Below are 21,835 nucleotides of genomic sequence, written 5' to 3' on the forward strand. Positions count from 1 at the left end.
GTGTGATTTTGCGGTATCCGCTCCTATTTGATATAATGAAAGAAAAACAGGAGAAACAGCTATGATCAGAATCGTAAATTTAATGGAAGATACCTGCGGAACCGATGGCTGTCTTTATGAGCACGGCCTTTCTTTTTATGTGGAAACGTCCGGGCATAAGCTTCTGGCGGATACGGGAGCATCGGAAAAGACGCTGGAAAACGCCGGGAAATTGGGAATTGATCTGAAACAGGTGGATACCGTTGTAATCAGCCACGGCCACTACGACCACGGAGGCGGGATACCGGCTTTTGCCCGTATGAATCCGGATGCACGTATCTATATCCGGGAAAATGCGTTCGGGAAATTTTATCATGAGAAGCCCAACGGGGCTCACTATATCGGACTGGATCCGGACATTGAGAACCTGCCGCAGCTGATCCGGGTGTCCGGGGACTGCAGGATAGATGAGGAATTGTCATTGTTTACGAATGTAACCGGCCGGCGTCTCTGGCCTCAGGGAAATAAAGAGTTGACCTGCAAAGAAGAGGAAAGCATGAGACAGGATGATTTCTCCCATGAGCAGTATCTGGTCATTCATGACAGCGGAAAGAACGTTCTGATATCCGGCTGTGCCCATAATGGTATTCTGAACATTCTGGACGCCTATAAAGAACGGTTTGGCGGGTGTCCGGATGCCGTAGTCAGCGGATTTCATATGATGAAAAAGCAGGGATACAATGATGAAGATCTGGAAACGATCGACCAGATCGCAAAAGAACTGAAGAAACTTCCATGCCAGTTCTTTACAGGCCACTGTACCGGAGAGATTCCCTTTGAGCGGATGAGAAAGGTTATGGGAAATCAGATTGAATATATCCGGTGCGGGCAGGAAATCCAATGGCAGAATTGCAAATAAAAACGTTCATCGAGGGGCAGTGCCGCGAGATGAACGAGGTATTAAGGTGGACAGGGAAACTTTCCCTGTCCAATCTGTTGTCAGCATAAATTTTTTCTCTGGAATATAAAAACTGCCAAAGCCAGATGAACCGCGGCAATGATTCCCGTGACGAGAGCGGATGCAGCGTAGTCGGATATTTCGGCGTTTCCAGATAGAAGCAGGGAGGCGTTCAGCAGATGAGTGGGAACATACCTGCCGGCGGCGTCTGTCATCCCAATACAATAAGAGAGAGCAAACTCCAGGATAGAACATAAAATGACTCCTGTCGAAGAAGAAAAATAAGCGGATGCGGAGATTAGGGCGATGGTCATCCAGAGACCGGCAAGATACAGACATCCGCAGTATAAAAAGAGATGATCTGCAGTCTGGTTGCCCCAAAAGTATTCGTTATATCCGTAAGTAATCAGAACGCACAGCCAGTAGCCGGCGGTCCAGACAGCGGCTGCCATGGCAGACTTTACCGTCAGAACCTTCCATCGGCTCATTCCTCTCGTGATAATCGGAATCAGCGTACCTTTTTGGTATTCTTCTGTCAGGAGATTGCTTAGAAGCAGCAAAATCAGAATCAGAAGAAGTGAATAATTTTTGTCAAACTGAGCCCAGGATGTCAGAGCATCGATCTGTACCTGCCCTGCAACGATTCCCATTTCAGAAAAACTGTCTGAGAAATATTCCAGCATCCACGGAGTCAGTTTAGCGATGGCCGGATTCATAATGCCAAAGAAAATGCAGACAGCCAGAACGATCCATACCCTCTTGCTCCGTGTAAATTCTATCCATTCTTTTTTCAAAAATGCAGTCCATTGTATCATGAAACATCACCTTCATTTCCTGTTGTTTTAAGAAATAAGTCTTCCAGAGAAGGCCTGATTCGTTCTATTTTTTCCACGCTGATCTGATGCCGGACCAGCTGTTCCATGAGAAAAAGCATGTCATGTTCCCGGTGGCGGGAAATTTTCAGGCTGAGAGAGCCGCTGATTCTGCCTTCCGGAACAATCCTGTGAAATTCTGCAAGATCTTCCGGTGTGTGAAAACAGATTTCCACATCTGCCTCATGCCGCAGAGACCGGAGCTCTTCCCGGGTTTTTAAAAAGGCGATGCCGCCCTGATGCAGGAGCGCGGTCTGGTCACAGATCCGCTCCACGTCAGATAATATATGGGTGGAAAATAAAATCGTCGTTTCCTTTCTGGCGGAAGATAAAATATCCAGAATCTCTTTTCGCCCGGACGGATCGAGGGCCGAAGTCGGTTCGTCGCAGATCAGAAGCTTTGGCCGGTGAAGAAGCGCCTGAGCGATTCCAAGGCGCTGTTTCATGCCCCGGGAGAATCCTTTGATCCGGTGAGGACCGGGCGTAAGGTGCACTGTCTGCAGCAGCTGTGTGACCCGGGAGTCCAGGACGGATTTTGGGATACGGCTGATTTTTCCGCACAGAGTAAGATACTCATAAGGCGTCATATCGTCATAAAACTGAGGAACATCCGGAAGGTATCCAATGCAGCAGGATGCTTTTACAGGTTCCTTCTTGACTGAGCTGCCGTAAACAGTAATGTCACCTGCATCAGCTTTGAGCAGTCCGCAGATCAGCCGCATGGCAGTTGTTTTTCCGGCGCCGTTTTTTCCGATAAATCCAAACACCGAGTGTTCCGGAACGGAAAAAGAAAGATCCTGGAGCACTTTCTTTCTGCCGAAGGATTTTGATACATGGGACAGACACAATGCTTCCATCAGGATTCCTCCTTTCCAAACAGAAAGTAGAGGATGGGACCGATGAATTCCATGCCAGCTATGATAACAATGAGCCACAGACCCCGGGTGCCCCGGCGGTAGGAGTCATGGGTCAGAATATGATACAGCGCAGATAGAAACAAAGACAGCTGCAGCAGGATCAATGGGATAAGGAAAGGAAAAAACTCCTGAATTTCACTCATAAGAACCTCCAATCATGGTAATTAGTTTCCTGGCTTTCTGATATTCCGGTTCATCCTGCAGATTCTGAAAAGCCGGATGATCCAGAATACAAACCGCGCTTTCCATGATGACTTTTTTATCTCTTGGAGCGGAACTCCCCAGATCAAGCTGCTCAAACCATGGTTCCAGTCTGGTAAAATAGGAATCTCCGTGAAGTTTCAGATATTCATCCTCCATAAGATATTTCAGATGATCGGTATACCGCAGAAGCATCTCCAGGGCGTCTTTTGTGCTGCCATTCTGGGCGTATGTCATGGCAGCCTGAAGCTCAAAGGCAATCACAGAGCCGGGATGCAGGGCGTCCAGCCGGTAAATGTCGATCAGTTTCTTTGTTCGGCTTATGGTTTCTCTGCAAAATGCCGGATCATCCCCGCGGATGGCAAGATGAGAAGCCGCATGATCCACAAGGGAAAGCAGATGAAGAAATGTGCTGATCTGTACAAAAGAATCCGCCTCGTCTTTTCTGCCGGCAGCCCAGTAAGCCTTGATCAGGATACTGTCAGCCTGTGACAGCATGCTGCATGGATCGGCAAGATCTTTCATAATTTCAATTGTCTGCGCCGGCGCGTTTTGTAAAAGGCAGATGGAGGCCTTCAGACAGAGAGCATCATTGCACAGGCCTGTTTCGCCGCAGTCAGAAATAATACGATGACAGAGGTCTGAGGCATCGGTAAGAATCTTCTGCTGCTTGATTTTATCCTGAGCCAGCATAAAGTGATTGATCCAAAGAATGGCAATCTGTAAGAGAAAGCGATAACAGGAATAATATTTTTTGACCAGTTTCCGGCTTTCCTCCATGACGTCATCAAAAGGTCTTTCAGAGAAATCACCCGCCAGAGTGTGGTAAATTCTGCGGATTTCTTCCCTGGACAGCTGCGGCTGATATCCCAGAAGAGCATCAATTGAAATATCGAAGAAGGATGACAATTTGGGGAGGATCAACAGATCCGGAAGGCTTTGTTTTGTTTCCCATTTGGAAATGGCGGCCTTAGTAACTCCGATAAAGTCTGCCAGCTGTTCCTGGGTCAGTTTCTTTTCACGCCGCAGACGGACAAGATTTTCTGAAAAATGTAAAAAGTCCATAAGCAGTACCTCCTTTTTTCTTATCTCTATCATATCTTTAGAAAGAGCAGGAAACAATCGAGGGAAACGATATTTTTCCCGGAAAAATCAACGGACAGGAAACAAAAGATCTAAAGCAGGAATCTTATGGAAAAATTCACAGGTTGTGCTACAATGGAAATGTCAGAAAGGAGAGTAGAAGAAAAATGAATTATAATGTACGTAAATTGACGGTGGCGGCTATGCTGGTAGCTGTATCAGTTGTCTTATCCGCGTTTTCTATTCCGATTGGGGCCTCCAGATGTTTTCCAATTCAGCATCTGGTTAATGTGATTTCCGCCGTTTTTCTCGGACCTTTGTATGGTGTGATCATGGCGTTTTGTACATCCCTGATCCGGAATCTGCTGGGAACCGGAAGCCTTCTGGCCTTCCCTGGAAGCATGGCGGGAGCATTTCTGTGCGGAATGGTATTTTCCTATACAAAACGGCTGATACCGACCTATTTTGGAGAAGTCATTGGGACCGGTATCATCGGCGGCATGCTCTGTTATCCGGTAGCGACACTGCTGATGGGACAGGAGGCGGCCTTATTTACCTTCGTCGTTCCATTCTTAATGAGCACAGTCTGCGGAACGGTTATGGCGGCAGTGATTTTAGGAGTTTTGTACCGGTCAAAAGCTGTAAATGTGATTCGAAGTGCTTTGGGAGAGAACGAAAAAAATAAATAAAGGATTTTTGGAATGCCTGTACTTTATGGAGTGCAGGCATTTGGCTTCTTTTTTTCGATACTTGATATTGACAGACATTCTATTGACTCTATGAAATAGTTTATACATACAAAAAATTAAGGAAAAGTGCCGGAATTTCTTTGTTAAATTAACTAAAAAATCTGTTTTTTTAGAAAAACATTAGAAAATTGTGAAAATTTCTGGTAAACTTATATTATAAGGAAAAAACTGTGACAAAGAAAGGAAGGAAAAGAATGTTTAAAAAAGGTGACTACATTGTTTATGGAAGCACTGGGGTTTGTGAAGTTTTAGACGTGACGACGATGCATATGGATGGAATTCCCGATGATAAACTATATTATATCCTCCAGCCGTATCAGAAAAATGGAAGTGAGGTCTTCACACCGGTAGATAATAAACGTACAGTCATGAGGAACATCATTCCTCCTTTAAAGGCAAAAGAGCTTTTGGAGAGTATGGAAGATCTGGAAGACTTTAAAGTTCCGGTCCAGAAGTTTCGTGAGGACAGCTATAAAAAATGTATCAGAGGCTGTGACTGCAGAGAGATGATGGGTCTGATCAAAATGCTGCATCATAAAAAAATGGATCGTCTGGCTCACGGGAAAAACTTTCCGACAACCGATGAACGATATCTGCGGATCGCAGAAGATAACCTGATCCAGGAACTGGCGTTTTCTCTTGGAACATCCAAAGAAAAAATCAGCCGTTACATCTATGACAGGATTTCTTCACCGGCTCACCAGCTTTCTTGACGGACAGGGGCTTTTGTGCTAAACTGTGCCCTGTCAGAATATAGATGGAGGAAAGCGGTCTTATATGGAAAGAAAAAATACTTTTTTAAAGGTTATGGCAGTTATCATACTGATTCAGGGGATTCTGCAGATTCTGAATGTTGTGCTGGTAGTGAGCGCAGGAATGCAGACGAATGTGTCATCTGCAATGTATTATATCGCGATCATACTGTCAGGTCTGTATGGTCTTACGGCAGTGGCTGGAGGTCTGAACGGCATTCGATTTGGAAATCGTCTTGACGGATGTCAGAGAAGCTTCTATTACGGAGCTGCGCTTCTCGTACTGGATCTGATCATGATCCTTTTTAATGCTGCCGGCGGATCTTTTGAGCTGGATCAAATCGGATCTTTCTTTCTTCCGGCAATGTTTACCATAGCAGCGGTCATGGGCGGCCGCCAGTAGTGCGGATTTAATCGGCGTTCTTTTGAGGGCGCCGATTTCTTATATAATATGTATTGTTCTTTTTTAGTCATTATGATATAATTTCACAGAGTGATTTTGTAAAAAAAAGCAAAAGAGGTAATTGAATGAACGATTTGAAGGATATGAAGCGTGTCCTCCTGAAACTTAGCGGAGAGGCACTTGCAGGAGACAAGAAAACAGGGTTTGATGAAGCAACCTGCCGCGATGTGGCACGTCAGGTCAGGGTCCTGACGGAAGAAGGATTGCAGGTAGCCATTGTGATCGGCGGGGGAAACTTCTGGAGAGGTCGAACCAGTGAAAGTATGGAGAGAACAAAGGCAGACCAGATTGGAATGCTTGCCACAGTGATGAACTGTATTTATGTTGCAGATGCTTTCCGCGCTGCCGGAATGGAGACAGAAGTCTATACACCTTTTGTCTGCGGCTCATTTACTGAACTGTTTTCAAAAGACAAGGCAGTCCGGGATTTGGAAGCAGGGAAAGTAGTATTTTTTGCAGGAGGAACCGGTCATCCATATTTTTCAACTGATACATCTACAGCGCTTCGTGCAATTGAGATTGAAGCAGATGCAATCCTTTTGGCAAAATCCATTGACGGTGTATATGACAGTGATCCTGAGATCAATCCGGCTGCTGTAAAATATGATACGATTACGATGGATGAGGTCCTGGAACAGAAACTGGGCGTGATCGATCTGACAGCCACTATCATGTGTCTGGAGAATAAGATGCCGCTGGCGGTGTTCGGGCTGAATGAAGAAAACAGCATTGAGAATCTGATGAAAGGTGAATTTAACGGAACATATGTGACCGTATAAGAAACAGGAGGAAACAAAATAAAATGTTAGAACAATTTGAAGAAAAGATGCAGAAATCATACGACAGTATGATCAGTGATTTTATGACAATTCGTGCAGGACGTGCTAATCCGCATGTTCTGGATAAGGTAAGAGTTGATTATTATGGAGTATCCACTCCTCTGGCTCAGGTAGGAAATATTTCTGTACCGGAAGCCAGAACCATTCTGATCCAGCCATGGGAGCCTCATATGCTGGGAACGATCGAGAAAGCCATTCTGATGTCCGATGTTGGAATCACTCCGACAAACGATGGTAAATCAATCCGTCTGAATTTCCCTGAGCTTACTGAAGACAGGAGAAAAGAACTGGCGAAAGATGTAAAGAAAAGAGGCGAAGAAGCAAAAGTTGCTGTCCGCAATATTCGAAGAGACGCCAATGATTTTGTGAAAAAGCAGAACAAAGCAGGCGAACTCAATGATGATCAGGCAAAAGATTATGAAGATGAAGTTCAGAAATTAACAGATAAATATGTAAAGAAAATCGATGATGGAGTAGAGTCAAAGTCAAAAGAAATCATGACAGTTTAATATGGAACAGGACTGGAAGAGATGTACAGTCCTGTTTTATTATCATGTAAGGAGGTCCTTATGGAACATTTGAATGTCCCTCAGCACGTGGCGATCATTTTAGATGGAAATGGAAGATGGGCAAAGAAGAAGCATCTGCCAAGAAATATGGGACATGTGCAGGGGAGTAAAACCGTAGAGAGGATAATTGAAGATGCCTATGACCTTGGAATCAAGTATCTGACTGTCTATGCCTTTTCCACAGAAAACTGGAAACGGCCGAAGGACGAAGTGGATGCTTTGATGAAATTATTGCGTGATTATCTGAAAAACTGCATCAAACGCGCAAACAAAAATAATATGAAAGTAAGGGTAATCGGAGATGTGAGCGGACTGTCACAGGATCTACAGGATAAGATCAGGCAGCTGGAAGAAGCGTCCAAAGACAACACCGGCATTAATTTTACGATTGCCTTAAACTATGGAAGCCGTGATGAGATGGTTCGTGCCATGAAACATATGGCGGAGGATATCCAGTCCGGCCGAATTCAGAAAGAGGACATCACGGAAGCATCATTCCAGAATTATCTGGATACCAGAGATCTTCCGGATCCGGATCTGATGATCCGGACCAGCGGAGAAGAGCGTCTGTCCAATTTCATGCTCTGGCAGCTGGCTTACACAGAATTCTATTTTACAGATGTGCTGTGGCCGGACTTTAACAAAAAGGAATTGAAAAAAGCGATCGAGTACTATAATGGACGCGATCGAAGATTTGGAGGAATTTAATTTATGTTTAAGCAACGATTGTTAAGCGGTATTGTATTAGTACTTATTGCTGTATTCGCATTGTATATGGGAGGAATGGTCACTTTGGCAGCGACTCTGATCATATCTCTGATCGGATACAGCGAACTGCTCAGAATTTTTCATATTGAGAAATCTTCTCTGGCAGTGATTGGATATACCGGATGTATCCTGTTCTATGTAGCAATGTTTTTTGACCTGGCACAATGGACTGTTCCGATCATTATCCTGTTTTTGATCGTACTGCTGGGATGTTATGTGATTCGTTTTCCGAAATATAAATTAAACCAGATGATGGGCTGTTTCTTCGGGTTTATTTATGTGGGCATTATGCTTTCTTATATTTATCAGCTGAGAATTATCCAGAATGGCGGCGAATTTGTGGTTCTGCTGTTTTTGGCTGCCTGGGGAAATGATACCCTGGCGTACTGTGTTGGCATGCTGATCGGAAAACACAAACTGACACCGGAACTGAGTCCGAAAAAGAGCATCGAAGGATTTGTCGGCGGTATTTTAGGAGCTGTGATCCTTGGACTGATCTATGGATTTTATATTAAGACCAGGCTGCGTCTTTCTTTTGATCCAGTGGTTATGTTCCCGATTATCTGCGGTGTTGGCGCTGTGATCTCTGTCATTGGGGATCTGGCCGCTTCTGCGATCAAGAGAGATGCCGGAATCAAAGACTATGGTTCTCTGATCCCGGGCCATGGCGGAATCTTAGACCGATTTGACAGCATTCTTCTGATTGCGCCTGTTGTTTATTATCTTATGGTCATGATTTCAGGAGGAACTATTTAAATGAAATATCTTTCTATCATTGGATCCACAGGATCCATCGGCACTCAGACACTTGAGATCGTTCGTTCCAACAGCGATCTTGGCGTTACAGCGCTGGCTGCCGGGAAGAATATAGATTTACTGGAACAGCAGATCCGGGAGTTTTCACCCAAAATTGCGGCTGTATATGACGAACAGAAGGCAAAAGAACTAAAAGTCCGTGTACAGGATCTTGATGTCAGAATCGTATCCGGTATGGACGGTCTGCTGGAAACAGCAGGTGAGCCTTCCTGTTCGATTGTTGTAACAGCGATTGTCGGCATGATTGGAATTCGTCCAACGATCGCTGCCATGAAGGCAGGCAAGGATATTGCATTGGCAAATAAGGAAACTCTTGTAACGGCAGGTCATATCATCATGCCGATGGCAGAGAAACTGGGAGTTCGGATTTATCCGGTAGACAGTGAGCATTCCGCGATCTTTCAGTGCCTGCAAAGCGGTGACAGAAAAGATCTGGACTCATTGATCATAACAGCATCCGGAGGGCCGTTCCGGAATAAGACGAAAGAAGAGCTTGCATATGTAACGGTGGAAGATGCTTTAAAACATCCAAACTGGTCTATGGGACGAAAGATTACAATAGATTCCGCAACCCTGGTGAACAAAGGTCTGGAAGTGATAGAAGCAAAGTGGCTGTTTGACGTCGATTTTGATCATATTCATGTAGTTGTCCAGCCGCAGAGCGTGATTCATTCGATGATACAATACAAAGACGGCAGCGTTATGGCACAGCTTGGTACACCGGATATGAAACTGCCGATCCAGTATGCGCTGTTTTATCCGGAACACCGTCCTCTGGCAGGTGAACGTCTGGACTTTGCGGCAATGAAGGAGATTTCATTTTTTAAACCTCCGGAAGACGTACTGCGAGGGCTCCCTCTGGCACGCAGGGCGGGAAGAATGGGCGGCAGCATGCCGACCGTGTTTAACGCGGCCAATGAAAAGGCAGTTGCTCTGTTTTTAGACCGGAAGATCCGCTTTTTGGATATATATGACATCATTGAAGACGCGATGGATGCCCATACGAACATAGAAAATCCGTCTCTGGAACAGGTACTGGAAACGGAACAGTGGGTATATGAGCATATAGAAAGCAGGTAGATTATTGAATATTATCATTGCAGTTTTAATTTTTGGAATCATTATTATTGTCCATGAACTGGGACATTTCCTGGTGGCAAAGAAAAACGGCATCCAGGTGGATGAGTTCTGCATTGGACTGGGACCTACCGTTATAGGAAAACAGATTGGCGATACTTTTTATTCTATTCATCTGCTTCCGTTTGGAGGCGCATGTATGATGGGAGAAGATGAGGATCGTCCGGAACAGAATGCCTTTAACAACAAATCCGTATGGGCCAGAATGGCGGTGATATTTGCCGGTCCGTTTTTTAACTTTGTTCTGGCATTTTTATTTTCTGTCATTGTAGTAGGAATGTCAGGAGCTGATATTCCTCAGATTGATTCTGTCCAGAAAGGATCTCCGGCAGCCGAGGCCGGCATAAAGGCAGGAGATGTTATGACAAGTGTAGATGGTGACAGGATCCATAACTATCGTGAATTTTCCTATTATATGTATCTTGACTACAAAGGCGGCGCCATTCCTCTGACGGTCGATCGGAACGGGAAAGAAATCGCGATGAATGTAACGCCTGAATATAATAAGGAACAGAATCAGTATATAATTGGCATTACATGGCCTGGATACCAAAAAGTCGGACCGTTAAAAACTCTGGAATACAGTTTCCGGGAAGTCGGTCTGCAGATTAAAATTACAGTGAAAAGTGTAGGAATGCTGATTTCAAGACAGCTGGGACTGCAGGATCTTTCCGGTCCGGTAGGCATTGTGAAAGTTGTCGGAGATCAGTATAATGAAGCGGCAAAATACGGAGCTGTGACGGTATTTTTAACCATGCTCAATATGGCGATCCTGATCAGCGCGAACCTGGGAGTGATGAACCTTCTTCCTCTGCCGGCATTGGACGGCGGACGGCTTCTTTTTCTGATCATAGAAGCGATTCGCGGAAAGGCGGTTCCAAGAGAAATGGAGGCGGCTGTTCATACGTTTGGATTACTCCTCCTTCTTGCGCTGATGGTATTTGTCATGTATCAGGATATTACGAAGATATTCCTCTAAAGGAGGCGTTTTTATGTATACAAGAAAACAGACCAGAGTCGTAGAAATTGGAAATGTGAAGATTGGCGGTGGAAATCCGGTTGCGATCCAGTCTATGACCAATACGAAAACAGAAGATGTGGAAGCTACCGTAAAACAAATCCTGGCTTTGGAAAAAGCGGGATGTGAGATTGTGCGGTGTACGGTGCCGACCCAGGAAGCTGCCAAAGCGCTTGGAGAAATCAAGAAAAGGATCCATATTCCGCTGGTGGCTGATATCCACTTTAATTACAAACTGGCCATCGCAGCCATGGAAAACGGAGCCGATAAAATCCGGATCAATCCGGGAAATATTGGCGGTGAGGAAAATATCCGAAAAGTGGTAGAGACAGCTAAAAAGTATCATGTGCCGATCCGCGTCGGCGTCAACAGCGGATCTCTTGAAAAACCACTGGTGGAAAAATACCATGGGGTAACAGCTCAGGGACTTGTGGAAAGCGCATTGGACAAGGTCCGCCTTTTGGAAGCGTTTGATTTTCATGATATTGTCGTCAGCATCAAATCTTCCAATGTTTTGATGTGTGCAGATGCCTACCGGCTGGTTGCGGAACAGATTGATTATCCTCTTCATGTGGGCATCACGGAAGCGGGAACCGTATACAGCGGCAATATTAAATCTGCAGCTGGTCTTGGAATCATTCTTTATCAGGGAATCGGAGATACGATTCGCGTTTCTCTGACCGGAGATCCGGTAAATGAAATTACCAGTGCAAAGCTGATCTTGAAAACACTGGGACTGCGTCAGGGCGGAATTGAGGTTGTTTCATGCCCAACCTGCGGAAGAACCAATATTGATCTGATTTCACTGGCGAATCAGGTAGAGACCATGGCCAGCGACTTTGAACATTTAAATATCAAAGTTGCAGTTATGGGATGCGTGGTAAACGGCCCGGGTGAAGCGAAAGAAGCGGATGTTGGAATTGCCGGAGGAATTGGCGAAGGTCTGCTGATCAAAAAAGGCGAAGTTATCCGCAAAGTGCCGGAAGATGAACTGCTTGATACATTAAGAAATGAATTGGAACATTGGGGTGAATAGAAATGTCAGGGGCAGCAAAACCTTTTTTTACTGTATTTCCGGACCTGAAGGTGTCTGATGCCTTCCATTCGATGTTTGAGTCTGTGGACATACAGGACATTACTTTAAAAAAACGAGATAACATGCTGAGAATTTCTTTCTGCTGTGATCATCTGATTTCCAGGGTGGATACCTGGCGGATGGAACAGCAGATTCGGGAACAGCTGTTTTCCAAACGCTATATTAAGATACGGTTTCATGAAACCTATCATCTCTCTGACCAGTATAATTTAAAATACCTGATGGAACATTATATGAAAAGCTTCCTCTTTGAACTAAAGGGCAAAGGAGAGGTTATTTTTAATGTTGTCAGAAAAGGTGATTATAAAGTTGAAGGGAATGTGATTACTTTTTATTTTGAAGATACCTTTGTAAACCGGAGCAAGGCATCGGCGATCAAAGACTATTTTGAGGGTGTCATGAAAGACCGGTTCCATATGGAAATCAAAGTAGGGTTTGATTTTTCCCGGCAGCATGAAAGAAACCTGAGAGATGAAAGTGATTACCGGCTTCAGCAGGAAATCCATGCAATTGTGGAACACGCGGATACGGCAGAACAGGAACACAAAGAAGAGAAAAAAATACGCAAAAAAGCGGCGGCTGCAAAGAAAAGTGAAAACAGATTTCGTAAAAACAGGAGACCGAAAGATGATCCAACGCTTCTTTATGGAAGAAACTGTGACGGCGATCTGACAGAAATCAAAGATATTTATGATGAGATTGGTGAAGTCGTTGTTCATGGTCAGATCACATTTCTTGAGACGAGAGAAATCCGCAATGAAAAGACAATCATCATCTTTCATGTTACAGATTTTACGGATTCTATCAGCTGTAAGATCTTTGTGAAGAATGAACAGCTTCCGGAAATTCTGGACAGTCTGAAAAAGGGAGGATTTTATCGGATTAAGGCAGTTGCCATGTATGATAAATTTGACCGTGAGATTTCTCTTGGGTCTGTTGCGGGAATTAAAGCAATTCCGGATTTCAGGAAAAAGAGACAGGATACATCCATGGATAAAAGAGTGGAGCTTCATCTGCATACTGTTATGAGTGATAATGACAGCGTTGTACAGATCAAGGATGTGGTAAAACGAGCCCATGACTGGGGACATCCAGCGCTTGCCATCACAGATCACGGTGTCCTGCAGGCCTTTCCGATTGCCCGTCATGCGTATGAAGACCTTCACCTTGCGGAAGATGATCCTTTTAAAATCATTTATGGAGTAGAAGGGTATTTTGTAGATGATCTTGGGGATCTGGCGATTGACTCCAGGGGACAGACCCTGGATCAGGAATATGTTGTTTTTGATATTGAGACGACAGGATTTAACAGTGAGAATGACCGCATCATTGAAATTGGAGCAGTTAAGGTTGTTCATGGTCAGATTACAGAGACATTCAGTGAATTCGTAAATCCACAGAGGCCGATCCCATATAAGATCACTCAGCTGACAACGATTACAGATGATATGGTAAAAGATGCCGGCATCATTGAAGAAATTCTTCCGAAATTTCTGGATTTTTGTGAGGGAGCGGTACTGGTGGCTCATAATGCCGGCTTTGATACCGGATTCATCCGGGCAAACTGCCGGAGGCTGAAACTGCCTTATGAGTATACTGCAGTCGATACCCTTGGACTTGCCAGATGTCTGATGCCTCATCTTGGAAAATATACGCTGGATAATATATGTAAGCATTTAAATATCGTCCTTGAGACCCATCATCGTGCTGTGGATGACGCAACCGCAACTGGAAAGATTTTTGTTGAATTTATCTCTATGCTGAAAGAAAGAGAAATTGAAAACCTGGATCAGGTCAACGATTTTGCCGCCCAGAGTACGGATCTTGTAAAAAAGGGACGGATGCGTCATGGTATTTTGCTGGTAAAGAATAATACAGGAAGAGTGAACTTAAATCGTCTTGTATCGGAATCCCATATTAATTATTTCAATCGAAAACCGCGTATGCCTAAGTCACTGATCGACCGATACCGGGATGGCCTGATCGTCGGCTCAGCCTGTGAAGCAGGAGAACTCTACAGCGCTCTGGTGGATCAGCGGTCCGATGAAGATATCGCAAGAATTGTTTCCTTTTACGATTATCTGGAAATCCAGCCGGTGGGAAATAATGAATTTATGATTCACTCAGATAAATATGAAAATATTAATTCAGAGGAAGATATCCAGCGCCTGAATCAGAAGATCGTTGAGCTGGGAGAAGAATTTCATAAACCGGTGATTGCTACCTGTGACGTTCATTTTCTGGATCCGGATGATTCGATTTACCGTTCCATCCTGATGGCAGGAAAAGGCTTTAAGGACGCAGATCAGCAGCCTCCGCTGTATTTCCGGACGACAGAAGAAATGCTGGATGAATTTGCTTATCTTGGAAGTGATAAAGCCAGAGAAGTGGTCATTACAAATCCAAATAAGATCAATGATATGATTGAAAATATTTCTCCGATCCATCCGGACAAATGTCCCCCGGTTATTGAAAATTCAGACCAGGAGCTGAGAGAAATCTGTTATAATAAAGCGCATGAGATTTATGGCCCGGATCTGCCGCAGAGAGTCACAAACCGTCTGGAAAAAGAACTGACTTCCATTATCGGAAACGGCTATGCAGTATTGTATATCATTGCGCAGAAGCTGGTATGGGATTCCAACGACCATGGCTATCTGGTTGGATCCCGTGGCTCTGTCGGATCTTCTTTTGCGGCAACCATGGCGGGAATTACTGAGGTAAACCCTCTTCCGGCTCATTATATATGCCCAAACTGTCATTACGTGGATTTTGATTCTGAGCAGGTACAGGAATACGCGAAAAAGGGTATGTCTGGGTTTGATATGCCGGACGCTGTCTGTCCGAAATGCGGAACGAAACTGATCAAGGAAGGACAGGATATTCCGTTTGAGACATTCCTCGGATTCAAAGGAGATAAAGAGCCGGATATTGACCTGAACTTTTCCGGAGAATATCAGGGAAAAGCTCATGCTTATGTAGAAGTCATTTTCGGAAAAGGAAAGGCTTTCCGTGCCGGTACCATAGGTACTCTGGCGGAAAAAACCGCTTATGGATATGTTCTAAAATATCTGGAAGAAAGAGGCATCAGCAAGCGCCGCTGCGAGATCGAACGTCTGGCGGCAGGCTGCACCGGAGTCAAACGAACGACGGGACAGCATCCGGGAGGAATTATTGTTGTGCCTCATGATAAAGAAATTTATGATTTCACCGCTATCCAGCACCCGGCAAATGATATGAATACACCGATCATCACGACACATTTTGAGTATCATTCCATTGACCAGAATCTTCTGAAACTGGATATTCTCGGACACGATGATCCGTCTATGATCCGAAGGATGGAAGATATCACGGGAATTGACTCCCATACCATTCCTCTGGACGACAAAGGAGTCATGGGCCTGTTTCATGGAACAGAGACTCTGGGCATCAAACCGGAAGATATTGACGGGACACCGCTGGGATCTCTGGGAGTTCCGGAGTTTGGAACAGATTTCGTTATCCAGATGCTTCAGGATACCCATCCGCAGAGTTTTTCCGATCTGGTGCGTATTTCCGGATTGTCTCACGGAACCGATGTATGGCTTGGCAATGCGCAGACATTGATCGAAAATGGAGATGCCACAATTTCCACTGCCATCTGCTGTCGAGATGATATCATGGTTTACCTGATCAATCAGGGACTGGATGAAGCTCTGGCGTTTACGATCATGGAAGGAGTTCGAAAAGGAAAAGGGCTGAAACCTGAACAGGAAGAAGCCATGAGAGAAAAAGGAGTTCCTGAATGGTATATCTGGTCCTGTAAACAGATCAAATATATGTTCCCGAAGGCTCATGCCGCTGCGTATGTTATGATGGCATGGCGAATCGCGTGGTATAAGGTATATCATCCGCTGGCATATTATGCGGCTTATTTCAGTATCCGGGCAAAGGCATTTTCTTATGAAGATATGTGTCTTGGAAAAGAACATTTGGATGAAAGGATCCGCCAGATAAAAAATACTCCAAAACATGAGGTAAAAAACGCGGATCTGGATCTTCTGCGTGAAATGAAGATTGCCGATGAAATGTATGCCAGAGGGTATGAATTTATGCCAATCGACATTTATAAAGCGAAAGCGAAAGATTTTCAGGTAATTGACGGAAAGATCATGCCGGCTTTTACCAGCATTGACGGTATGGGAGAAAAGGCCGCTCTTCAGGTAGAAGAGGCAGCCAGAGGGGAAGCGTTTACGTCTCTTGAAAATTTCAGGAACCGGACGAAAGCGCCGCAGGCCTGCATTGACAAAATGAAGGAACTGGGAATTATGGGGGATCTGGAAGAAACCGACCAGCTGTCCTTTAATTTTATTTAACAATTTTTACTAAAATCCCTTGTCAAGTACTATCTTTCATGATAGAATAAAAGAAGCTTAAGAAATTACTGATAGGAGTGGGCGCAAGTCCACTCTTATTGTTTGTGTAGATATCCGAACACAGACAGCACAAAGCAGCCTGCGTTCACGAGGAAACAGCCTGACAGGTTCCAAGTGTCCGCTTGACATGATCAAAACAGATGGAAAGGGATGATATTTTGGCAAAACATACGGAGATTGAAAACAGAACAGAAGCTATGGTTCTTCCAATCATTGAAGAAAATGGATTTGAACTGGTTGATGTAGAATATGTAAAGGAGGGGGCCAACTGGTATCTGAGAGTCTATGCGGACAAAGAAGGAGGCATCAGCATCGATGACTGTGTTCTTATAAGCCGTGCTCTGGAAGAAAAGCTGGATGAGGAAGATTTTATTGAAGATGCCTACATTCTGGAAGTCAGCTCTCCGGGTCTGGGACGGCCGCTGAAAAAGGAAAAAGATTATCTTCGCAGTATTGGAAAATCCATTGATATCAAATTGTATCAGGCTGTGGACAAACAAAAAGAATTTACAGGAATTTTAAAAGACTATTCCAAAGATCGTATCATTCTGGAAATTGATGGTAACGACATGGAATTTGAAATGAAGGGCATTGCGCAGGCCCGTCTGTCATTAGATTTTTAAGGAGGAAAAAGAAAAAATGAACGAATTAATTGCAGCATTAAATCAGTTAGAAAAAGAAAAAGGAATTGACAAGGATGTCATCATGGAGGCCATTGAAAATTCTTTGCTTGCTGCATGTAAGAGGGACTTTGGCAGCGCGGATAATGTAGTGGTCAACATGGATCGGGAGACCGGAGACATCTATGTTTATGCTTTAAAAGAAGTGGTAGAAGAAGTCATGGATCCTGCATTGGAGATCAGTCTTGGCAAAGCAAAAGCGATGAATCAGAAATATGAACTTGGAGATCAGGTTCGTGTGGAAATCACGCCGAAAGATTTCGGACGAATCGCAGCAATGCACGCCAGAAGTGTTATTGTACAGAAAATCAAGGAAGAAGAAAGAAGAGTCGTATATGACCATTTCTACTGCAAAGAAAAAGATATTGTAACAGGTGTCGTTCAGAGATATGTTGGAGAAAATGTCAGCGTCAGCCTGGATGACAGAACAGATGCTCTTCTGATGAAATCAGAACAGATCAAGGGAGAAGTTTTCCGTCCGACAGAGCGGATCAAGCTTTATATCGTTGAAGTAAAAGAAACAAACCGCGGACCGAGGATCCTTGTATCACGAACACATCCGGATCTGGTAAAACGCCTGTTTGAAAAAGAAGTGGCAGAAATCCAGGACGGCACAGTAGAAATTAAAAATATTGTGAGAGAAGCAGGATCCAGAACTAAAATGGCAGTATGGTCCAATGATGAAAATGTGGATCCGGTCGGAGCCTGTGTCGGTTTAAACGGCGCAAGAGTCAACGCGATTGTAAATGACCTGAAAGGGGAAAAAATTGATATTATCAACTGGAACGAAGACCCTTGCATCTTTATTGAAAACGCGTTAAGTCCGTCCAAAGTCGTATCCGTAACGGCTGATGTGGAGGAAAAGAGCGCGGAAGTCGTAGTTCCTGATTATCAGCTGTCTCTTGCTATTGGAAAAGAAGGACAGAACGCAAGACTTGCTGCCCGCCTTACAGGATATAAGATTGATATTAAGAGTGAATCCCAGGCTCAGGAAGAAGCTTTAAAGAAAGAGATGGAAGAAGAGACGTCTGACGATCTTCAGGATCTTAACGATGAGCTGGATCTTGATTTCCAGGAAACTGCAGATGAAGAAGACAGCTTTGCAGAAGAAGAAACTGAAGTATCTTCTGAGGAAGAAGAAATTTCAGATGATATGGAATCCGAAGAACCGGAATCTGAAGAAACAGAGATGTCAGATGAAGAAAATGAAGAGTAACAGGATGTGATAGAATGAACAATCGAAAAGTTCCTACGAGAAAATGCATTGGATGCGGAGAACAGAAAGAAAAACGGGACCTGGTGCGTATTGTACGTACCAAGGAAGGAGAAATCACGATTGACGCAACGGGAAAGAAGAACGGCAGAGGAGCTTATATCTGCAAGTCCAATGATTGTCTTGCGAAAGCAGTCAGATCAAAAGGTCTGGAACGTTCGTTTAAGATGGCAATTCCCGAAGAAATTTATGAACAGCTGGAAAAGGAGATGAAAGAAATTGAATAAGATCTTATCGACCCTTGGTCTATGTATGAGATCCGGAAATCTGTCCAGCGGTGATTTCGCAGTTTCAGAAGCAGTTCGAAAAAAAAACGCGTGTTTGGTCATTGTGGCCATGGATGCTTCTGAGAATACAAAAAAGAAATTTCGAAATCTGTGCAACCATTATCAGGTGCCTCTTTATTTCTGGTGCGACAGGGAACAGCTCGGCCATGCCGTAGGCAAGGATTTCAGAGCATCCATTGCGGTAACGGATCAGGGATTTTCTAACGCAGTCCGCAAACAGCTTGATAAGGAATCAATTATGGAGGTGTAATATATGGCAAAATTCAGAGTATATGAAGTTGCAAAGAAATTGGGAAAAGATAACAAAGAAATTTTGGAAATACTGAAATCAAATCAGATTGATGTAAAAAACCATATGAGTATGGTAAGTGATGACCAGGTAGCCATTGTGGAAAAAGCATTAGCGCCGAAAAAAAATACATCTTCTTCAAAAAAACAGAATTTTAAGAAACAGGAAAACGGCCGAAAAGACGGAAAAGGCGGACAGAACCGGAATCAGAATGGTGACCGCCGGAGAAATGGGAAAAATCAGCCGAATAACCGGAATGAAAATAAAGATCATAACAAGAATGAAAACCGGAAAGACTTTAAAAACCAGAGAAACAATCAGAAAAATCAAAAGAATAAAAAACAGGATGGAGATCGTAAAATTTTGAGAAAAGAAAACCCTCAGAATTCCCAGAAATTCAATCATAAAAATAATAAAAAGAACAAAAAATTTAATAAGAACCAGCCGCAGGAACAGAGAAGGAAAAAGAAGACATCAGGACCTGGAGCATTTATTAAGCCGGAGCCGGTGAAAAAACCGGAAATTGACCCGGATGTGCCAGTAAAAATTCCGCCAATGCTTACTTTGAAAGAACTGGCGGACGCTTTGTCCATTCCAGCCAATGATATTATCAAAAAACTGCTGATCAGCGGAGGCGGAATGCTGAATCTGAACTCAGAACTGGATTTTGAGAAAGCAGAAGAAATTGCGCTGGAATTTGACCGTCTGGTAGAAATGGAACAGCAGGTGGATGTTATTGAAGAAATCCTGAAAGATGACGAGGAAGACGATGAGAGCAAAATGGTGGAAAGGCCGCCCGTTGTCTGTGTCATGGGTCATGTTGACCACGGAAAAACCTCTCTTCTCGATAAAATTCGTTCTACCCATGTAACTACAGGAGAAGCCGGCGGAATTACCCAGCATATCGGTGCTTATACGGTGGAAACCGCCAATGGAAAAATCACATTCCTGGATACACCGGGACATGAAGCATTCACATCCATGCGTATGCGTGGAGCACAGTCAACCGATATTGCAATTCTTGTTGTCGCTGCAGATGACGGTGTTATGCCGCAGACTGTTGAGGCCATCAACCATGCAAAAGCTGCAGAAGTCGAGATTATCGTAGCGATCAATAAGATTGACAAAGAAAGCGCCAATATCGAACGTGTAAAACAGGAACTGACAGAATATGAACTGATTCCGGAAGACTGGGGAGGAAGCACAATTTTCTGTCCGGTTTCCGCTCATACAGGAGAAGGAATTCCAGAACTCCTGGATATGGTATCTCTGACCGCCGAAGTACTTGAGTTAAAGGCAAATCCAGACCGCAAGGCAAGAGGAATCGTTCTGGAAGCACAGCTTGACAAAGGAAGAGGCCCGGTTGCCACTGTCCTGGTACAGAAAGGTACACTTCATGTAGGAGACGCGATCGCTGTTGGAAATGCTCACGGTAAAGTTCGTGCCATGATCAATGACAAAGGAAAAAGAATCAAATCCGCCGGACCATCTACTCCGGTTGAGATTCTCGGATTAAGCGAAGTGCCATATGCCGGTGAAGTTTGCATGGCAATGGACAGTGAAAAAGAAGCACGTGCCGTGGCAGAAAAATTCATTGCCTATGGCAGAGAAAAAATGCTTTCTGAAACGAAGAGCCAGCTGTCTCTGGATGATCTCTTTGATCAGATTCAGGCAGGCAGCGTAAAAGAATTAAACATTATCGTAAAAGCAGACGTACAGGGATCTGTAGAGGCAGTGAAACAGAGCCTTGAAAAATTATCGAACGATGAAGTGGCAGTTAAAGTAATCCACGGAGGCGTTGGAGCAATCAATGAATCCGATGTTATGCTTGCCTCCGCTTCCAATGCGATCATCATTGGATTTAATGTTCGTCCGGAGCCTGCAGCAAAAGACGCTGCAGCGGCAGACAAAGTTGATATGAGATTATACCGCGTTATTTACAATGCAATTGAAGATATCGAATCTGCGATGAAAGGTATGCTGGATCCGGAATTTGTTGAAAAAGTCACAGGTCATGCTGAAGTACGGCAGCTGTTTAAGGCATCCGGAGTTGGAACGATCGCAGGATCTTATGTAACAGACGGAACTATTCAGCGAGACAGTTCTGCAAGGGTGATCCGTGATGGAATTGTAATCCATGAAGGCAAACTTGCGTCTATTCAGAGAGGAAAAGATGCAGTCAAAGAAGTTCGAAGCGGCTTTGAGTGTGGTCTGGTTATGGAAAACTTCAATGATATCAAAGAAGGTGATCAGATCGAATCATTCGTTATGGAAGAAGTTCCTAGATAAGTTCTGCTGAATTGATGAAAAGGAGTCAGTTATGAGAAAAAACAGCATTAAAAATACACGAATCAACGGTGAAGTGCAGCGGGAATTAAGCCGTATCATCAGCCGGGAGATCAAAGATCCAAGGATTGCGCCTATGACTTCCGTCGTAGACGCGGTCGTAACATCAGATCTGAAACAGTGCAAGGTGTATATCAGCGTTCTGGGAGACCAGGAAGCAAAAGACAAGACGATGGAAGGGCTGAACAGCGCAGTGGGATATATTCGGCGCGAACTTGCCCATACGGTCAATTTAAGAAATACACCTGAGATTACCTTTATTTTGGACGATTCGATTGAATATGGCGTGGAAATGTCAAAGAAAATTGATGAACTGCAAAAATAA

General features: G+C 44.1%; 22 protein-coding genes. 18 read left to right on the forward strand and 4 right to left on the reverse strand.

The genetic code is table 11. The features are described from left to right. Window positions 1–61: 61 nt before the first annotated feature. Window positions 62–898 (forward strand): MBL fold metallo-hydrolase, encoded by an 837-nt coding sequence (locus JMF81_RS07595; RefSeq protein WP_243282580.1) that lies wholly within the window; start codon window positions 62–64, stop codon window positions 896–898. A gap of 80 nt (window positions 899–978) precedes the next feature. On the opposite strand, the gene JMF81_RS07600 is transcribed toward JMF81_RS07595, so the two are convergent. Genes JMF81_RS07600 through JMF81_RS07615 form a run of 4 tightly spaced genes read right to left on the reverse strand, consistent with a single transcriptional unit; the run spans window position 979 to window position 3,992 of the window. Continuing rightward, the gene (locus JMF81_RS07600; protein ID WP_201310854.1) at window positions 979–1,752 is read right to left on the reverse strand and encodes an ABC transporter permease subunit; all 774 of its coding nucleotides are present in this window, start codon (window positions 1,750–1,752) and stop codon (window positions 979–981) included. Further along, window positions 1,749–2,666 carry an ABC transporter ATP-binding protein gene (locus JMF81_RS07605; RefSeq protein WP_201310855.1) on the reverse strand — a complete coding sequence of 306 codons (918 nt, stop codon included), beginning with the start codon at window positions 2,664–2,666 and terminating at the stop codon, window positions 1,749–1,751. Before JMF81_RS07605 ends, JMF81_RS07600 begins: the two co-directional genes overlap by 4 nt. Continuing rightward, the gene (locus JMF81_RS07610) at window positions 2,666–2,869 is read right to left on the reverse strand and encodes a PLDc N-terminal domain-containing protein (RefSeq protein ID WP_201310856.1); all 204 of its coding nucleotides are present in this window, start codon (window positions 2,867–2,869) and stop codon (window positions 2,666–2,668) included. The genes JMF81_RS07605 and JMF81_RS07610 overlap by 1 nt, the downstream gene beginning before the upstream one ends. Then, a complete protein-coding gene (locus JMF81_RS07615; RefSeq protein ID WP_201310857.1) occupies window positions 2,862–3,992 on the reverse strand; it encodes a helix-turn-helix domain-containing protein in 1,131 nt (376 codons plus the stop codon). The genes JMF81_RS07610 and JMF81_RS07615 overlap by 8 nt, the downstream gene beginning before the upstream one ends. Before the next feature lie 185 nt (window positions 3,993–4,177). Between JMF81_RS07615 and thiW the strand changes: the two genes are divergently transcribed. From thiW to rbfA, 17 genes are all read left to right on the forward strand, one after another. Next, window positions 4,178–4,699 carry an energy coupling factor transporter S component ThiW gene (thiW, locus tag JMF81_RS07620; protein ID WP_201310858.1) on the forward strand — a complete coding sequence of 174 codons (522 nt, stop codon included), beginning with the start codon at window positions 4,178–4,180 and terminating at the stop codon, window positions 4,697–4,699. 254 nt (window positions 4,700–4,953) lie between these two features. Next, a complete protein-coding gene (locus tag JMF81_RS07625; RefSeq protein ID WP_201310859.1) occupies window positions 4,954–5,472 on the forward strand; it encodes a CarD family transcriptional regulator in 519 nt (172 codons plus the stop codon). A 64-nt stretch (window positions 5,473–5,536) separates the two neighbouring features. Continuing rightward, complete coding sequence (locus tag JMF81_RS07630; protein WP_201310860.1) at window positions 5,537–5,914, forward strand: hypothetical protein; 378 nt, start codon at window positions 5,537–5,539, stop codon at window positions 5,912–5,914. Between the two features lie 143 nt (window positions 5,915–6,057). Further along, the gene (gene pyrH, locus JMF81_RS07635) at window positions 6,058–6,753 is read left to right on the forward strand and encodes a UMP kinase (protein WP_201310961.1); all 696 of its coding nucleotides are present in this window, start codon (window positions 6,058–6,060) and stop codon (window positions 6,751–6,753) included. Window positions 6,754–6,776: 23 nt separating this feature from the next. Then, a complete protein-coding gene (gene frr, locus JMF81_RS07640; RefSeq protein WP_201310861.1) occupies window positions 6,777–7,322 on the forward strand; it encodes a ribosome recycling factor in 546 nt (181 codons plus the stop codon). Between the two features lie 60 nt (window positions 7,323–7,382). Continuing rightward, on the forward strand, window positions 7,383–8,090 hold the full coding sequence (locus tag JMF81_RS07645) for an isoprenyl transferase (RefSeq protein ID WP_201310862.1): 708 nt from the start codon (window positions 7,383–7,385) through the stop codon (window positions 8,088–8,090). 3 nt (window positions 8,091–8,093) lie between these two features. Next, window positions 8,094–8,906, forward strand: coding sequence for a phosphatidate cytidylyltransferase (locus tag JMF81_RS07650; protein WP_201310863.1), 813 nt, complete (start codon window positions 8,094–8,096; stop codon window positions 8,904–8,906). After that, window positions 8,907–10,046, forward strand: coding sequence for a 1-deoxy-D-xylulose-5-phosphate reductoisomerase (locus tag JMF81_RS07655; protein WP_201310864.1), 1,140 nt, complete (start codon window positions 8,907–8,909; stop codon window positions 10,044–10,046). A gap of 4 nt (window positions 10,047–10,050) precedes the next feature. Next, window positions 10,051–11,082: an RIP metalloprotease RseP gene (gene rseP, locus JMF81_RS07660; protein WP_201310865.1), complete on the forward strand. Its 1,032-nt coding sequence runs from the start codon at window positions 10,051–10,053 to the stop codon at window positions 11,080–11,082. Window positions 11,083–11,095: 13 nt separating this feature from the next. Beyond that, window positions 11,096–12,157, forward strand: a complete 1,062-nt coding sequence (ispG, locus tag JMF81_RS07665; RefSeq protein ID WP_201310866.1) for a flavodoxin-dependent (E)-4-hydroxy-3-methylbut-2-enyl-diphosphate synthase — start codon at window positions 11,096–11,098, stop codon at window positions 12,155–12,157. Between the two features lie 2 nt (window positions 12,158–12,159). Further along, window positions 12,160–16,575 (forward strand): PolC-type DNA polymerase III, encoded by a 4,416-nt coding sequence (locus JMF81_RS07670; protein ID WP_201310867.1) that lies wholly within the window; start codon window positions 12,160–12,162, stop codon window positions 16,573–16,575. 218 nt (window positions 16,576–16,793) lie between these two features. Then, window positions 16,794–17,258, forward strand: coding sequence for a ribosome maturation factor RimP (gene rimP / locus JMF81_RS07675; RefSeq protein ID WP_287477245.1), 465 nt, complete (start codon window positions 16,794–16,796; stop codon window positions 17,256–17,258). Between the two features lie 16 nt (window positions 17,259–17,274). Beyond that, entirely contained in the window at window positions 17,275–18,531 is a 1,257-nt protein-coding gene (nusA, locus tag JMF81_RS07680; protein ID WP_201310869.1) for a transcription termination factor NusA, read from the forward strand. Between the two features lie 14 nt (window positions 18,532–18,545). Then, entirely contained in the window at window positions 18,546–18,815 is a 270-nt protein-coding gene (rnpM, locus tag JMF81_RS07685; RefSeq protein WP_201310870.1) for an RNase P modulator RnpM, read from the forward strand. Then, window positions 18,808–19,125: a L7Ae/L30e/S12e/Gadd45 family ribosomal protein gene (locus JMF81_RS07690; RefSeq protein WP_201310871.1), complete on the forward strand. Its 318-nt coding sequence runs from the start codon at window positions 18,808–18,810 to the stop codon at window positions 19,123–19,125. Before rnpM ends, JMF81_RS07690 begins: the two co-directional genes overlap by 8 nt. A 3-nt stretch (window positions 19,126–19,128) precedes the next feature. Further along, window positions 19,129–21,453 carry a translation initiation factor IF-2 gene (gene infB / locus JMF81_RS07695; protein ID WP_201310872.1) on the forward strand — a complete coding sequence of 775 codons (2,325 nt, stop codon included), beginning with the start codon at window positions 19,129–19,131 and terminating at the stop codon, window positions 21,451–21,453. A 31-nt stretch (window positions 21,454–21,484) separates the two neighbouring features. Continuing rightward, window positions 21,485–21,835 (forward strand): 30S ribosome-binding factor RbfA, encoded by a 351-nt coding sequence (gene rbfA, locus JMF81_RS07700; protein WP_201310873.1) that lies wholly within the window; start codon window positions 21,485–21,487, stop codon window positions 21,833–21,835.

It is taken from the genome of Anaerostipes butyraticus (assembly GCF_016586355.1).
Classification (GTDB): domain Bacteria; phylum Bacillota; class Clostridia; order Lachnospirales; family Lachnospiraceae; genus Anaerostipes; species Anaerostipes butyraticus.